The sequence below is a fragment of the Cupriavidus sp. CP313 genome (assembly GCF_054072015.1).
Genome location: NZ_JBSVZB010000057.1, coordinates 17,522 through 31,913 on the forward strand (window position 1 = coordinate 17,522; position 14,392 = coordinate 31,913).

The window sequence follows — 14,392 nt, forward strand, 5'->3', positions numbered from 1 at the left end:
GATAACCGCGGCGGCCGGAGCGGTTTCATTGTCCGGCGCGGATCTGCAGCAGGTAGCCGAAGCCGCGCACGGTGACGATCTCGACATCGCTGTCCTCGAGCTTCTTGCGCACGCGGTGCACATAGACCTCGATCGCGGTGTCGCCCACGGTGTCGCCGCCTTCGCCGGCGGGGTGGGCAAAGGTGGCCAGGTGGTCCTGCAGCTGCGCCTTGCTGACCACGCGGCCCTGGCGCTGCAGCAGCAGCTCCAGCACCGCGAACTCGCGCGGCGACAGTTCCAGCGGGCGGGCGTCGATAAACATGCGGCGGTCGTTGCCCGACAGCCGCAGGCGCCCCAGGCGCACGTCGCGCTCGGGTGCGGCCTCGCCCTGCTGGCTGCGGCGCAGCAGCACGCGCACGCGCGCTTCCAGCTCGGGCAGGGCGAAGGGTTTGATCAGGTAGTCGTCGGCGCCGGCGTTCAGGCCCGAGAGCTTGTCTTCCAGTTCGTCGCGCGCGGTCAGGATGATGACGGGGGTGGTGCGGTTGCGGGCGCGGTAGCGTGCCAGCAGGGTCATGCCGTCGATGCCGGGCAGGCCCAGGTCCAGGATGACCAGGTCGTGCTGCTCGCGCAGCAGGTGTTCGGTGGCATAGACGCCGTCATGGACGACGCGCACCTGGTGGCCGGCGCGGGACAGGCCGGCTTCGACGCCGCTGGCAATCTGGCGGTCGTCCTCGATCAGCAGGATACGCATGGCGGCAGCTCGGGCAGGAAGTTGGGCATGGCTGGAGGGAAGGCCTTTTGGCGCACACGGGAGGTGCGGGCCTGCCGCAGATTGTACTAGGCGCGGGCCCCCGGTTCCTTACGGATTGCCTACAGATGCCCGATCCGGCTGCCGCCGCGCCGGCGCTTAGTCGGTCACCGCGTCGGCGGCGCGCTCGATGAAGTGGGCCAGGTCGATGTCGCGCTGGGTCAGGCCGTTGGCATCGTGCGTGGACAGCGTGATGTCGACCCGGTTGTAGACATTGAACCATTCCGGGTGGTGGTCGGCCTTCTCGGCCTGGATCGCCACGCGCGTCATGAAGCCGAAGGCGGCATTGAAGTCATGGAAGGTGAAACGCTTGAAGATCGCGTCGCGGTCCGGGACGGTGGTCCAGCCGGGCAGGTCGGCGAGCAGCGTGGCACGGGCTTGCGGGGAAAGCGGAGTCATAGGGGGCTCGATCTGGTCGTAACGAAAACGAAGGCCGCAAATCAATGCGGACAGCCGGCCCGCCCGCGCCATGGCGGCGGGCATGCCGGCATTGTTTCACAAAGCGGGAAGCGGGGCAGGGCGCCCCGGGTTTGCCGGCGAGGGCCGGATCAGATGTCTTCGGTATCGGCCCAGCCTTCGCGGGTGCCGACATTGAGCACCTGGTCGCCCGGGGTCACGTCGCCCGCGCCCAGCGTCGGCTGCGCGCGCAGTTCTTCGTACAGCGGCGCAAAGTCCGGCCGGGTGGCGTCGAACAGCTGTTCGAAGCTGTCGATCACGAAGTAGGTCTTCTGGAAGGTGTCGATGCGGTAGCGCGTGCGCATGATGCGGCGCACATCGAAGCCGATCCGGTTGGGGCTGGCCGAATCCAGGCTGTAGATCGACTCGCCCTGGCTCGACAGGATGCCCGCGCCGTAGATTCGCAGGCCCTGCGGGGTGCGGATCAGGCCGAATTCAACCGTGTACCAGTACAGCCGCGACAGCATGTCCAGCGCGCCCAGCCCGGCCGCCTTCAGGCCGCCCTTGCCGTAGGCCTCCATATAGTCGGCAAAGACCGGGTTGATCAGCAGCGGCACATGGCCGAACACGTCGTGGAAGCAGTCCGGCTCCTGCAGGTAGTCCAGCTGCTCGGGCTTGCGCATCCACCAGCTGGCGGGGAAGCGGCGGTTGGCCAGGTGCTCGAAGAACACCTGGTCCGGCACCAGGCCGGGCACGGCCACGACCTGCCAGCCGGTGGCGCGCATCAGGGTTTCGTTGAGCTGGTCGAAATCAGGGACGCGGTCCTTGTCCATGCCCAGCGTGGCCAGGCCCTGCAGGAATTCATCGCTGACACGGCCCTGCAGCATCGCGGCCTGGCGCTCATACAGCTTGCGCCAGATGGCGTGGTCGGTGCTGGTGTAGCGGTGCACCGGCTGGGCGATGGTGAAGTCCGGGCGCAGTTCCTGGCCGGACAGCAGGCCGGCGTCGAACTGTTCCTTGAGCTTGTCAGTCAGGGTGCCCTGGAAGGCGCCGGGGGCTTCGGTGGCCGTGGCGATGGACATGGTGCGCGTCTCCTTGTAATGCGTGCTTGCTGCATCGGCGGCAGCATGAATGCGGATTTACTGCGTAGTTTAGACAGCCGGGCGCGCATAAAGGCCGCAAAATCCGCTTGTTTTAGTCCGGTGGCGCATATAATGTGCATCTTTATAATAAAGAATGCGGGATTTGTGTATGACTGCCTCCGGCGTCTCCCTGGACCCCTTCGACCTCGCGCTGCTGGCCGTCCTGCAGGCCGACGGCCGCACCACCCACCAGCAGCTGGCCGAGCGCGTGCACCTGTCGCCCAGCCAGGTCGGGCGCCGGCTGGCGCGGCTGGAAGCCGACGGCGTCATCACCGGCTACCGCGTCAACCTGTCCTCGCAGGCGCTTGGCCTGGGGGTGATGGTCTTTATCAGCGTCAAGCTGGCCCACCATGCCGACACCATCATCGAACGTTTCCGCGAAGAGATCCTGCTGCTGGAAGAGGTGCAGGAGTGCTATTCGGTGGCCGGCGAGGCTGACTACCTGATCCGCGTGGTCGTGCCTGACCTGCCCACGCTGGCTGAATTCACCATGAAACGGCTGATGCGCGTGCCGGGCGTGGAAAGCGTGCGTTCGAATATCGTGCTGACCGCCATCAAGTGCGACGGGCCCTTGCCGCTGTCGCACCTGCGCTAAAACTTTTCCTGCGGCGCGTTGCAGGGTTGCGTGCCGGTCTTGCGCTCCTGTGGCGTGCGTGTCACCCTCGCCGGGTGCCGCAAACGTGGCGGGAACGGAGGATGGCAGGATGAAGGGAATCGTCGCCCGAGCCGATCGGGGTCTTGGCAGGTTGCCAATGCAATCGCGTGCGCCGCGCGCAGTCCTGGCCCTGGTGGCCACGCTTGGGATCCTGGCAGCCGGCAGCGCGCAGGCCGCGCAGGTGACGCGCTTCTCCCCCGAAGGCACGGTCGGGCAGGTCCGGCAGGTGGCGATCCGCTTCGACGAGGCCATGGTGCCGATAGGCGACGTCCAGGCTACCGCGCCCGCGGCGGTTTCCTGCACCGGTGCCGGCACCGGCGGGCAGGCCCGCTGGATCGATGCGAAGAACTGGGTCTACGACTTTGCCAGCGACCTGCCGCCGGGCGTGCGCTGCACCGTGCGCATGCGTACCGGCCTGCGCAGCGTGGCCGGCACCGCCTATGCCGGCAAGCCGGAGTACCGGTTCGAGACCGGCGGCCCGACGGTCGTGTCCAGCCGGCCTGCGGGCGGCGAGATCGAGGAAGACCAGGTCTTTGCGCTGCGCTTCAATGGCGCCGCCACCGCGGCCTCGGTGCGCGAGCACGCCTGGTGCCAGGCGCAGGGGCTGGGCGAGCGCATCCCGGTGCGCTTGCTCACCGGCAAGGAGCGCGATGCCGTGCTCGACGCCATCCACTGGGAACGCATCGCCAAACAGGCGCCGGATGCCGTGCACCTGCTTGCCTGCCAACAGCGGCTGCCGGCCGCGGCGCGGGTGCAGCTGGTGCTGGGCGCGGGCATTGCCACGCCCTCCGGCGTGGCCACGCGCGATGAGCGCCGCTTTGACTACACCGTGCGCGAACCCTTCACTGCCAGCTTCAGCTGCGAGCGTGAACACGCGCAGTCGCCGTGCACGCCGCTGCGGCCGATGTCGGTCACCTTCTCCTCGCCGGTGCCGCGCAAGCTGGCCGAGAGCGTGGTGCTGAAGACGCCGTCCGGCCCGCGCGCGCCGCAGTTCGATCCCGACCTGGCGCCGGACGCCAGCGTCAGCGCGCTGACCTTTGCCGCGCCGTTCGCGGAGAAGGCCCAGTTCACCATCGAAGTGCCGCGCAACCTGAAGGACGACAGCGGCCGCACGCTGGCCAATGCCGACCTGTTCCCGCTCAAGGTGGCCACCGCATCGATGCCGCCGCTGGCCAAGTTTGCCGCGGCGCCGTTTGGCGTGGTGGAACGCTTCGGCGAGCTGCCGCGCGGCAAGTCGCCGGCCGACTACCCGCCGCTGCTGCCGGTGACGCTGCGCAACGTCGAGGCTGACCTCGCCGTGCGCGGCGTGCAGGCCAGGGCCGGCACCGTGATGAAGCTGCGCGTGGACGACGACACGGCCGTGATGCAATGGTTTGGCCTGGTGCGCCGCATGCATGAGGCCAGCTATACCCGGGCCGAGCTCGACGCCGTGCTGGCGGGCCGTTCCCCGTATCGCGTCAACAACCCGCGCAATGCGGTGTCGATCGAGACGCGCTCGGTGTCGCTGCTGGAGCGCGCGCCCGGGGTGCAGAAGTTGGCCGTGCCCAAGCCTTCGGGCGATGCGCCGCGGCCGTTCGAGGTGGTGGGCATCCCGCTGCCGGAACCGGGCTTCCATGTGGTGGAGATCGCCTCGCCGATGCTGGGCGAGTCGCTGCTCGGCAAGCGCGCGCCGATGTACGTGCGCACGGCGGCGCTGGTTACCAACCTGGGCGTGCATTTCAAGCTGGGCCGCAGCGCCGGCAATGAAGACGATGGCAGCCGCAGCGGGCTGGCCTGGGTCACCGCGCTGGACGACGGCAAGCCGGTTGCCGATGCCGCCGTGGCGGTGCGCGACTGCAGCGGCCGCCTGCTGGGCGAAGGGCGTACCGATGCCAGCGGCGTGGTGCGCTTTGCCAAGCTGGCTGCCGCGCCCGAGGGCGCCTGCGACCAGAACGGGCTGTCGGGCTATTTCGTCTCGGCCCGCATCGCCGCCGGCCACCCGCAGGCACGCGGCAAGGCCGACATGGCCTTCGTGATGTCGGGCTGGAACCGCGGCATCGAGACCTGGCGCTTCAATGTGCCGACCGACACCAGCACCGCACCCACGGTGCGCGCGCACACCATCTTCGATCGCACGCTGCTGCGCGCCGGCGAGACCGTGTCGATGAAGCACCTGATCCGTGCCGAGACCGCGCAGGGCTTTGCCCTGCCGCCGGCCAGCCGACCGCTGCCCACGCGCGTGGTGATCCGCCATGAAGGCAGCGGCCAGACCTACGAGCTGCCGCTGCAATGGCGCCAGACCGCGACCGGCGGGCGCAGCGCGGAAAGCACCTTCCAGGTGCCGCCGGCGGCCAAGCTGGGGGTCTACAGCGTGGAGCTGGAAACGCAGAAGGGCGAAGGCGCGCAGGACGAAGGCGGCGCGCGCAGCTACACCAGCGGCAGTTTCCGCGTCGAGGCATTCCGCTTGCCGGTGCTGGCCGGCACGCTGCAGGTGGCAGGCAAGGCGGGGGCCGTGGTGGCGCCTGCCGAACTGCCGGTCGGCGTGGAGATCCACTACCTCTCCGGCGGCGGTGCGGCCGGGCTGCCCGTGCGCGTGTCTGCGCTGCTGCGCGACAAATACGTCAGCTTCCCTGGCTATGACGAGTTCTCGTTCAACCCGCCGCGCGCCCAGCGCGAAAGCGCCGGCGGCGACGAGGAGATGGATGAGGACGAGCAGAGCGATGCCAGTGCCGACGCCCAGAAGCTGGTCGCCGACAAGCTGCCGGTGACGCTCGACAAGAACGGCAACGGCACCGTCACGCTGCGCAAGCTGCCCAAGACCGAAGCCCCGCGCGACCTGCTGCTCGAAGCCGGCTTTGCCGACCCCAACGGCGAGATCCAGACGCTGCGCCAGACCGTGCCAGTGTGGCCGGCGGCGGTGGTGGCCGGCATCCGCACCGATGGCTGGGTCTCGGTCAAGCAGAAGCTGGCCGTGCACGGCGTGGTGCTGGACGTCAACGGCAAGCCGGTGGCGGATGCGCCGGTCAAGATCAACGCGCGGGCACGCATCACCACCTCGGCGCGCAAGCGCGTGGTGGGCGGCTTCTACCGCTATGACAACCGCACCGAGACGCGCGACCTCGGCACCGTGTGCGAGACCCGCACCGATGCGCAGGGCCGTGCGCGCTGCGACGTGGCGCTGGAGCAGGCCGGCCAGATTGAACTGGTGGCGAGCGCGCGCGACAAGGACGGGCGCACCGCGCAGGCGGCCTCGACGGTCTGGGTCACGCGCCAGGGCGAGCTCTGGTTCGGCGGCGAGAACCATGACCGCATCGACCTGCTGCCGGAGAAGAAGTCCTACGCGCCGGGCGACACCGCGGTGTTCCAGGTGCGCATGCCGTTCCGCCACGCCACCGCGCTGGTGGCGGTGGAGCGCGAGGGCATCTACCAGGCGCAGGTGGTCGAGCTGCATGGCAGCGATCCCACTGTGCGCGTGCAGGTGAAGCCGGAGTGGGGGCCCAACGTCTACGTGTCGGTGCTGGCCTTGCGCGGGCGCCTGCATGAGGTGCCCTGGTATTCGTTCTTCACCTGGGGCTGGCGCCAGCCGGGCGAGTGGTGGCGCGCGTTCCGCAGCGAGGGCCGCGAGTACGCCGCGCCGACCGCGCTGGTGGACCTGTCCAAGCCGGCCTTCCGGCTGGGGCTGGCCGAGATCCGCGTCGGCAATGCGGGCCACCGGCTCGACGTTACCGTGACACCGGACAAGGCCAGTTATCCGGTGCGCGGCAAGGCGCGCGTGGCGATCCAGGTGAAGCTGCCCGACGGCAAGCCCGCCGCCAACGGCGAAGTGGCGCTGGCCGCGGTGGACCAGGCGCTGCTGGAACTGATGCCCAACACCAGCTGGGACCTGCTCGATGCAATGCTGCAGCGGCGCGGCTACGGCGTGGAAACGTCGACCGCGCAGATGGAGATCATCGGGCGCCGCCACTACGGGCGCAAGGCGGTGCCGGCGGGCGGCGGTGGCGGCAAGAGCCCCACGCGCGAACTGTTCGACACGCTGCTGCTATGGAACCCGCGCGTGCAGCTCGACGCCGAGGGCCGCGCCAGCATCGAGGTGCCGCTCAACGATTCGCTGACCAGCTTCCGCATCGTCGCGGTGGCGGACCTCGGCCTCGGCCGCTTCGGCACGGGCAGCGCCACCATTGCCGCCACGCAGGACCTGCAGGTGATTTCCGGCCTGCCGCTGCTGGTGCGCGAGGACGACCGCTACCGCGCCATGTTCACGCTGCGCAATACCACCAAGCGCGCGATGACGGTGCAGGCCAGCGCGCGCGGCACGCTGCTCGGCAATGAGACCAGCCTGCCGGCGCAGACCGTGCAGATCCCTGCCGGCGAAGCGCGCGAGATCGGCTGGGACGTGACCGCGCCCGCGCTGCTGGCGTACTCGCGCAGCGGCACGGTGATGTGGGAAGTGCAGGCGAGCGAGCAGGGCACGGGTGGCGCGGCCGACCGCATCAAGGTGTCGCAGCAGATCGTGCCGGCGGTGCCGGTCACGGTGCAGCAGGCTACGCTGGCGCAGGTGTCGCCGTCGCTGTCGGTGCCGGTCAAGGCGCCGCCGGGTGCACTGGCGGATCCGGCGGGCAAGGTGCGCGGCGGGCTGCAGGTCAACTTCCAGTCGTCGCTGGCGAGCGGCATGCCGGGCGTGCGTGAGTGGTTCCGCAACTACCCGTTCACTTGCCTGGAGCAGCGCGCATCGAAAGCCATCGGCCTGAACGACACCGCCGCGTGGGACGCGCTGATGACCCAGCTGCCGTCCTACCTCGATGCCAACGGGCTGGCCTCGTACTTCCCGCTGAACGCCGACGGCGACTTCGGCAGCGAAGTGCTGACCGCCTACCTGCTGGCGGTCACCGACGAGGCCGCGCGCGCCGGGCTGGCGCTGCGCATCCCCGACGCGCAGCGCACGCAGATGGAGCGCGGGCTGACCGACTTCGTCGAAGGCCGCATCCGCCGCGACAGCTGGGCGCCGGTGGCCGGCACGCAGTACCTGGAAGCGCGCAAGCTGGCCGCGCTCGAGGCCCTGTCGCGCACCGGCCATGCGCAGGCGCGCATGCTGGGCTCGATCCAGATCCTGCCGGCGCAGTGGCCGACCTCTGCGCTGCTGGACTGGACCCTGCTGCTCACGCGCATGCAGGACATCCCGCAGCGCGAGCAACGCCTGGCCGAGGCGCAGCAGTTGCTGCGCTCGCGCCTGACGGTGCAGGGCACGCGCCTGGCGTTCTCCACCGAGCGCAATGACAACTGGTGGTGGATGATGGCGGGCGGCGACACCAATGCCGCGCGCCTGCTGGCGCTGGCGTCGGAACTGCCGGGCTGGAAGGAAGATGCGCCGCAACTGGCCACCGGGCTGCTGGGCCGGCAGGTGCATGGAGCCTGGGGCACCACCACTGCCAATGCCTGGGGCATGCTGGCGGTGACGCGCTTTTCGCAGGCGTTCGAGAAGACGCCGGTGGCGGGCACTACGCGAGCGAGCGTGAGCAATGCGGCCGACGCCTCACGCAGTTTCGACTGGGCGCGCGCGCAGCGCACCGACGGCGTGGCCCAGGGCAGCGTCGACCTGCCGTGGCCGACCGTCGCCGACGGCGGCACGCTGCAGGTGGAGCACGCCGGCGCCGGTCATCCGTGGGCCACGGTGCGGGCGCTGGCGGCGGTGCCGGTGACCGCGCCGCTGGCCGCGGGCTACCGCATCAAGCGCACCGTGACGCCGCAGGAGCAGGCGGTGAAGGGCAAGTGGTCGCGCGGCGATGTGTACCGCGTCAAGCTGGAGATCGATGCGCAGGCCGACATGACCTGGGTGGTGGTCAGCGATCCGGTGCCTGCCGGCGCCACCATCCTCGGCAGCGGCCTGGGCCGTGACTCCGAGATCGCCACGCGCGGCGAGAAGCGCAAGGGCGCGGCCTGGCCGGCCTACACCGAGCGCACGCCGCAGGCCTACCGCGAGTACTTCGGCTACCTGCCCAAGGGCACGGCATCGGTCGAATACACGGTGCGGCTGAATAACGCCGGCGACTTCGCGCTGCCGCCCACGCGCGTGGAAGCGATGTACGCGCCCGATGTGTTCGGCGTGGCGCCCAATGCGCGGCTGGCGGTGGGGGCGCGCCCATGAGCTGGCTGGCAATGATGATGCCGGCACGCGTGCGCGAGTGGTGGCTCGCGGGCACGCTGGCCGGCATCATCTACGGCGCGCTGCTGGTGCAGGTGGCGATCGAGCTGCCTGACGGCGCGCCGCTGACCGGGCATATCGCCATGCAGCCTGCGTGGAAGACCGCGATGGCGCTGCTGCTGGCACGCGCCGCGTGGTTCCACCGGCCGCTTGTGGAGCGCCGCTGGCTGGTCACGGCGCTGCTGTTCTCAGCCCTGGGCGACCTCCTGCTGGCGCTGCCGACGCTGTCCTTTTCGTTCATGGGCGGGCTTGGCGCCTTCCTGCTGGCGCACCTGGCCTACCTGCGCGTGCTGGTGCCGCTGGCGGGCGACACCCGCCCGCACCGGCTGATTGCGTGCGGCGCCATGCTGGGCGTGGCGGGCACCATGCTGGGCCGCTTCTGGCCCAATATGGGCCCGCTGACGGTGCCGGTGGCGATATACGTGGGCGTGCTTGCGGCGATGGCCTGCAGCGCGCTGGTGGCGCGCCTGCCCACGCCGCTGGCGGCGCTGGGGGCGCTGTGCTTTGCCGCCTCGGACATGATGATCGGCATCGCGCGCTTCCTGGTGCCGTTCGAATCCTTCCAGCTTGGCATCTGGTGGACCTACGCCGCGGCGCAGGTGCTGCTGGTGGCGGGCATCGTGGCGGGACGCAAGCAGGCATGAAGCAGCGCTGTATTCGCATGGTGCTGGTGACGGCGCTGGCCTGGTCCGCACCGGCCATGGCCCTGCCGTCCTTCGAGCAAGTCCGTACCGACTGGCGCAGTGCCGACGTGGTGGTGCTGGACCGCCACGGCGACACCGTGGGCCGCGTGCGCGACGACTTCCGCGCGCGCCGCGGCGACTGGGTCGCGCTGGCCGATACCTCGCCCGCGCTGCGCACTGCCATCGTGCTGTCGGAGGACCGGCGCTTCTATGCCCACAGCGGGGTCGACTGGCAGGGCGTGGCGGCCGCGGCCTGGGCCAACCTGTGGAACACGCGCACGCGCGGCGCCTCGACGCTGACCATGCAGCTGGCGGGCCTGCTCGATGAGGACCTGCGCCGGCCGGGCGCGCCTGGGCAGGGCCGCAGCTTCACGCAGAAGCTGGGGCAGGCTGCGGGTGCGGCAGCGCTGGAGCGCAGCTGGAGCAAGGACCAGATCCTGGAGGCCTACCTGAACCTGGTGCCGTTCCGCGGCGAGCTGGTGGGCCTGTCGGCGATGTCGCAGGTGCTGTTCGGCAAGTACCCGGAGGGGCTCAACGCGCGCGAATCGGCACTGGCGGTGGCGCTGGTGCGCGCGCCCAATGCCAAAGCCGGGCAGGTGGCAAGCCGCGCCTGCGGCATCCTGCGCGAGATGCGCCTGCCGCGCGAGTGCGATGGCCTGGAAGGCTTTGCGCAACTGGCGCTGCTGCGCACCGGGCCGGTGGCGCAGCGCGCTGCTGCGGCCATGCCGTCGGCGGCGTCGCCGCAGCTGGCACCGCACCTGGCACGGCGCCTGGTCAGCGAGGCGCGCTCGCAGCTGGCTGCGGGCGTACCCATGCCTGCGCGCATCACGTCCACGCTCGATGCCCGCCTGCAGCGCGCGGCTGCCACCAGCCTGGACCGGCACCTGCGCGAGCTGGCCGCGCGCAATGTCGAGGACGGCGCGGTGGTGGTGATCGACAATGCCAGCGGCGACGTGCTGGCCTATGTGGGCTCGTCGGGCGCGCTGTCAGGCGCCGCGCAGGTGGACCACGCGGCGGCGCTGCGGCAGGCGGGCTCGACGCTCAAGCCCTTCCTGTATGAGCAGGCGCTGGAAGAGAAGCGGCTGACGGCGGCCTCGCTGCTGGACGACCGGCCGGTGAACCTACCGGTCGGCGGCGGGCTCTACGTGCCGCAGAACTACGACCACCGCTATGCCGGCTGGGTCAGCCTGCGCGCGGCGCTGGCCGCGTCGCTGAACGTGCCCGCGGTGCGCACGCTGGTGATGGTGACCCCGCACCGCTTCCACAAGCGGCTGGTGGCGCTGGGGCTGCCGCTGACCGAGGCCGGCGACTACTACGGCTACAGCCTGGCGCTGGGCAGCGCCGACGTGTCGCTGCTGGCACTGACCAATGCGTACCGGGCACTGGCCAATGGCGGGCGCTACGCGCCGCCACGGCTGCGGGAAGGGGCGCCAGCCGCATCGATGACAGCGGTGATGCAACCAGGCGCGAGCTACGTGATCGCCGACATCCTGTCGGACCGCCATGCGCGCGCGCGCACCTTTGGCCTGGACAGCCCGCTCACCACGCGCTTCTGGACCGCGGTGAAGACCGGCACCAGCAAGGACATGCGCGACAACTGGTGCATCGGCTGGTCGCAGCACTACACCGTGGGCGTGTGGGTCGGCAATGCCAGCGGCGCCAGCATGCATGAGGTCTCGGGCGTATCGGGCGCAGCGCCAGTCTGGCACGACATCATGGAAGCGCTGCACCGCACGCGTGCCAGCCAGGCGCCCGCCATGCCCGCCGGCGTGCAGCGCGTGGCGCTGAGCTTCGACGACGGGCTGGAGCCAGCGCGCGATGAAGTCTTTCTTGCCGGCACGGCGATCCGGCGCGTCAGCGTGAGCGCGCCCGCCGCGCGCCCGACCGCACCCGTGATCGCCAATCCCGCCGACGGCACCGTGTTTGCGCTGGACCCCGACATGCCGCCCGCGGCGCAGCGTGTCTGGTTCCATGCCGAGGGCGTCGCCGGCCAGGCCGCGCGCACGGTCAGCTGGCGCATGGACGGCAAGCCGCTGGGGCGCGGCGGCGAGGTGGCATGGCTGCCGTGGCCGGGGCGGCACCAGGTGGAGCTGCTCGATGCGTCAGGCAAGGTAGTGGACCGCATCGGCATCGAAGTGCGTGGCGCGTCAGTGCGCGCGCCTGTGCCTGCGGCTAAGCGCTGAGGCCGGCGCGCGCTTTCAGGAAATCGACGAATACGCGCAGCTTGGGCGGCATCAGCACGCGGCCCGGGTAGTACAGGTAGAAGCCGTCGAACGGCGGCAGCCAGGCGTCGAGCACCGTGACCAGCCGGCCGCTGTCCAGCGCCGGCTGGATATGGACCGGGAATTCGTAGATCAGCCCCATGCCGTCGAGCGCCGCCTGATGCAGCAGGGTCTTGTCGTTGGCGATCAGCGCGGGGCGCGTGTCCACGGTAAAGGTGCGGCCGTCCTCGACGAACTCCCAGCGATAGACGCTGCCGTGCGGGCCAAAGCGGTACTGCAGGCCGGCATGCGCGTGCAGGTCGCGCGGATGGCGCGGCGTGCCATGGCGGGCAAAGTAATCGGGCGAGGCGGCCACCACCATGCGCAGCGGGCCGGTGACGGGGATCGCGACCATGTCGCGCTGCAGGGCTTCGCCCAGGCGCAGCCCCGCGTCAAAGCCTTCGGCCACCAGGTCGGCGAAACGGTCGTCGGTGATCACGTCGACGGTGATGGCGGGGCAGGCGCGCATGAAGTCGGCCAGCAGCGGCCGCAGCACCAGCGCGCCGGCGGTGGTCGGGGTGGTCAGCCGCAGCGTGCCGGCGGGCATGTCGCGCTGCTGGCGGATATCGTCGGTGGCGGCGCCGATCTCTGCCAGCGCCGGCTCCACGCGCGCCAGCAACGCGGCCCCGGCTTCGGTCAGGCCGACGCTGCGGGTGGTCCGCTGCAGCAGCCGCACGCCCAGGCGCGCTTCCAGCTGGCGAATGGTCTGCGAGACCGCCGAGGGGCTGACCGCCAGCGCAGCCGCGGCGGCGGTAAAGCTGCCGAGCCGCGCCACGCGCGTGAACGCGGCCAGCGCGGGCAGGGAATCAATATCGATTGTGAAGTCTGGCTTCATGATACATGCAGCGTAGCACGCTGTTTCCACGCGGGTCGAGTGCCCATACTTGCCCCATCCGATGCACCGCCGGTGCCCGACCGGCCAACAGGAGCCCTCGATGACCGCGAACGCTATTTCCACTCCATTCCGCCAGCTGGGCAAGACCGGTCCCAGCGTCTATCCGCTCGGCCTCGGCTGCATGGGCATGAGCGACTTCTATGGCGCGCATGACGACGCCGAGTCGATCCGCACCATCCACCACGCGCTGGAACGCGGCATCAACCTGCTCGACACCGCCGATATCTACGGCCCGCACACCAACGAGGCACTGGTGGGCCGCGCCATCGCCGGGCGGCGCGGCCAGGTCGTGCTGGCGACCAAGTTCGGCCTGGTGCGCGACCCGGCCAACCCGGCCACGCGTGGCGTCAATGGCCGCCCCGACTATGTGCGTGCCAGCTGCGAGGCCAGCCTGAAGCGGCTGGGCACGGACCATATCGACCTGTACTACCAGCATCGCGTGGATCCGGCAGTGCCGGTCGAAGAGACCGTGGGGGCCATGGCGGATCTGGTGAAGGCCGGCAAGGTACGCTGGCTGGGATTGTCCGAAGCCAGTGCCGCCACGCTCGAACGCGCCCACCAGGTGCATCCGATCACGGCGCTGCAGAGCGAGTATTCGCTGTGGACACGCGACGTGGACGAGGACGGCATCCTTGCCGCCTGCGAGCGCCTGGGCATCGGCTTCGTGCCATACAGCCCGCTGGGCCGCGGCTTCCTGACCGGTGCGATCCGCAGCCCGGAGGATTTCGACGAGGACGACTTCCGCCGCTCCAACCCGCGCTTCATGGGCGAGAATTTCGCGCGCAACCTGGCGCTGGTCGACAAAGTGCGCGCGCTGGCCGCGGACAAGGGCTGCACGCCGGCGCAGCTGGCGCTGGCCTGGGTGCTGGCGCGCGGGCCGCAGGTGGTGCCGATTCCGGGCACGCGCCGCATCGCCAACCTGGACGACAACCTCGGCGCGCTCGCGGTGCGGCTGGATGCGCAGGACCTGGCCGATATCGACGCGGTGTTCCCGGCCGGCGCAGCGGCGGGTACGCGCTATGCCGCGCAAGTGATGGCATTGCTCGCGCGCTGAAGCGCGCGGGGGCATGCGCAATAATGGCGCTTAGCAACGTCCGGCCGGAGCCAGCAACTGATACTCCATTCTTGCTCAAAAGTGTCTTATAGTTGCTCGACATGAGCAAGGTTTATCGGATCAACGAATTCGCAAAGGGCATCGGACGGGCTCCGAGTACGGTGCGCCGCTAGGAGCGCGAAGGCATCCTGACGGCTAAGCGCCTGCCTTCCGGACATCGGTACTTTGAAGAGTTCGATGTTCGGGCGATGCTTGGCGGCGGGCCTGAGAAGCGATCGACAATCGTGTACTGCCGCGTCAGTAGCGCTGGGCAGCGCGACGACTTGCGATCTCAGGTGGCG

The 14,392-nt window shown here is 70.1% G+C and carries 9 protein-coding genes and 1 pseudogene; 6 read left to right on the plus strand and 4 right to left on the minus strand.

Features of this window, described 5'->3' with window-relative positions:
* Window positions 1-25: 25 nt before the first annotated feature.
* From ACW4E8_RS39415 to phhA, 3 genes are all read right to left on the minus strand, one after another.
* Window positions 26-730, minus strand: a complete 705-nt coding sequence (locus tag ACW4E8_RS39415) for a response regulator transcription factor (RefSeq protein ID WP_013958427.1) — start codon at window positions 728-730, stop codon at window positions 26-28.
* A gap of 156 nt (window positions 731-886) precedes the next feature.
* On the minus strand, window positions 887-1,186 hold the full coding sequence (locus ACW4E8_RS39420) for a 4a-hydroxytetrahydrobiopterin dehydratase (RefSeq protein WP_010811305.1): 300 nt from the start codon (window positions 1,184-1,186) through the stop codon (window positions 887-889).
* Window positions 1,187-1,335: 149 nt separating this feature from the next.
* Window positions 1,336-2,265 (minus strand): phenylalanine 4-monooxygenase, encoded by a 930-nt coding sequence (gene phhA / locus ACW4E8_RS39425; protein WP_456809427.1) that lies wholly within the window; start codon window positions 2,263-2,265, stop codon window positions 1,336-1,338.
* 169 nt (window positions 2,266-2,434) lie between these two features.
* On the opposite strand from phhA, the gene ACW4E8_RS39430 reads away from it, so the two are divergent.
* From ACW4E8_RS39430 to pbpC, 4 genes are all read left to right on the plus strand, one after another.
* Window positions 2,435-2,920 carry an Lrp/AsnC family transcriptional regulator gene (locus ACW4E8_RS39430; RefSeq protein ID WP_010811303.1) on the plus strand — a complete coding sequence of 162 codons (486 nt, stop codon included), beginning with the start codon at window positions 2,435-2,437 and terminating at the stop codon, window positions 2,918-2,920.
* Window positions 2,921-3,029: 109 nt separating this feature from the next.
* The gene (locus tag ACW4E8_RS39435; RefSeq protein WP_456809428.1) at window positions 3,030-9,101 is read left to right on the plus strand and encodes an alpha-2-macroglobulin family protein; all 6,072 of its coding nucleotides are present in this window, start codon (window positions 3,030-3,032) and stop codon (window positions 9,099-9,101) included.
* The gene (locus tag ACW4E8_RS39440) at window positions 9,098-9,802 is read left to right on the plus strand and encodes a lysoplasmalogenase (RefSeq protein WP_456809429.1); all 705 of its coding nucleotides are present in this window, start codon (window positions 9,098-9,100) and stop codon (window positions 9,800-9,802) included. Before ACW4E8_RS39435 ends, ACW4E8_RS39440 begins: the two co-directional genes overlap by 4 nt.
* Window positions 9,799-12,024 carry a penicillin-binding protein 1C gene (gene pbpC / locus ACW4E8_RS39445; protein WP_456809430.1) on the plus strand — a complete coding sequence of 742 codons (2,226 nt, stop codon included), beginning with the start codon at window positions 9,799-9,801 and terminating at the stop codon, window positions 12,022-12,024. Before ACW4E8_RS39440 ends, pbpC begins: the two co-directional genes overlap by 4 nt.
* Here the strand turns inward: pbpC and ACW4E8_RS39450 are convergent.
* A complete protein-coding gene (locus tag ACW4E8_RS39450; protein WP_456809431.1) occupies window positions 12,014-12,937 on the minus strand; it encodes a LysR family transcriptional regulator in 924 nt (307 codons plus the stop codon). The two genes, pbpC and ACW4E8_RS39450, sit on opposite strands and share 11 nt — an antisense overlap.
* 100 nt (window positions 12,938-13,037) lie before the next feature.
* On the opposite strand from ACW4E8_RS39450, the gene ACW4E8_RS39455 reads away from it, so the two are divergent.
* Window positions 13,038-14,051, plus strand: coding sequence for an aldo/keto reductase (locus ACW4E8_RS39455; RefSeq protein ID WP_456809432.1), 1,014 nt, complete (start codon window positions 13,038-13,040; stop codon window positions 14,049-14,051).
* Between the two features lie 101 nt (window positions 14,052-14,152).
* Window positions 14,153-14,392 (plus strand): annotated as a pseudogene (locus tag ACW4E8_RS39460) (MerR family transcriptional regulator); the annotation flags it as partial.

What these genes read in the sequence shown, in the direction of transcription:
- ACW4E8_RS39415 (WP_013958427.1), bottom strand. Translation starts at nt 730, where the DNA reads ATGCGTATCCTGCTGATCGAGGACGACCGCCAGATTGCCAGCGGCGTC.
- ACW4E8_RS39420 (WP_010811305.1), bottom strand. Translation starts at nt 1,186, where the DNA reads ATGACTCCGCTTTCCCCGCAAGCCCGTGCCACGCTGCTCGCCGACCTG.
- phhA (WP_456809427.1), bottom strand. Translation starts at nt 2,265, where the DNA reads ATGTCCATCGCCACGGCCACCGAAGCCCCCGGCGCCTTCCAGGGCACC.
- ACW4E8_RS39430 (WP_010811303.1), top strand. Translation starts at nt 2,435, where the DNA reads ATGACTGCCTCCGGCGTCTCCCTGGACCCCTTCGACCTCGCGCTGCTG.
- ACW4E8_RS39435 (WP_456809428.1), top strand. Translation starts at nt 3,030, where the DNA reads ATGAAGGGAATCGTCGCCCGAGCCGATCGGGGTCTTGGCAGGTTGCCA.
- ACW4E8_RS39440 (WP_456809429.1), top strand. Translation starts at nt 9,098, where the DNA reads ATGAGCTGGCTGGCAATGATGATGCCGGCACGCGTGCGCGAGTGGTGG.
- pbpC (WP_456809430.1), top strand. Translation starts at nt 9,799, where the DNA reads ATGAAGCAGCGCTGTATTCGCATGGTGCTGGTGACGGCGCTGGCCTGG.
- ACW4E8_RS39450 (WP_456809431.1), bottom strand. Translation starts at nt 12,937, where the DNA reads ATGAAGCCAGACTTCACAATCGATATTGATTCCCTGCCCGCGCTGGCC.
- ACW4E8_RS39455 (WP_456809432.1), top strand. Translation starts at nt 13,038, where the DNA reads ATGACCGCGAACGCTATTTCCACTCCATTCCGCCAGCTGGGCAAGACC.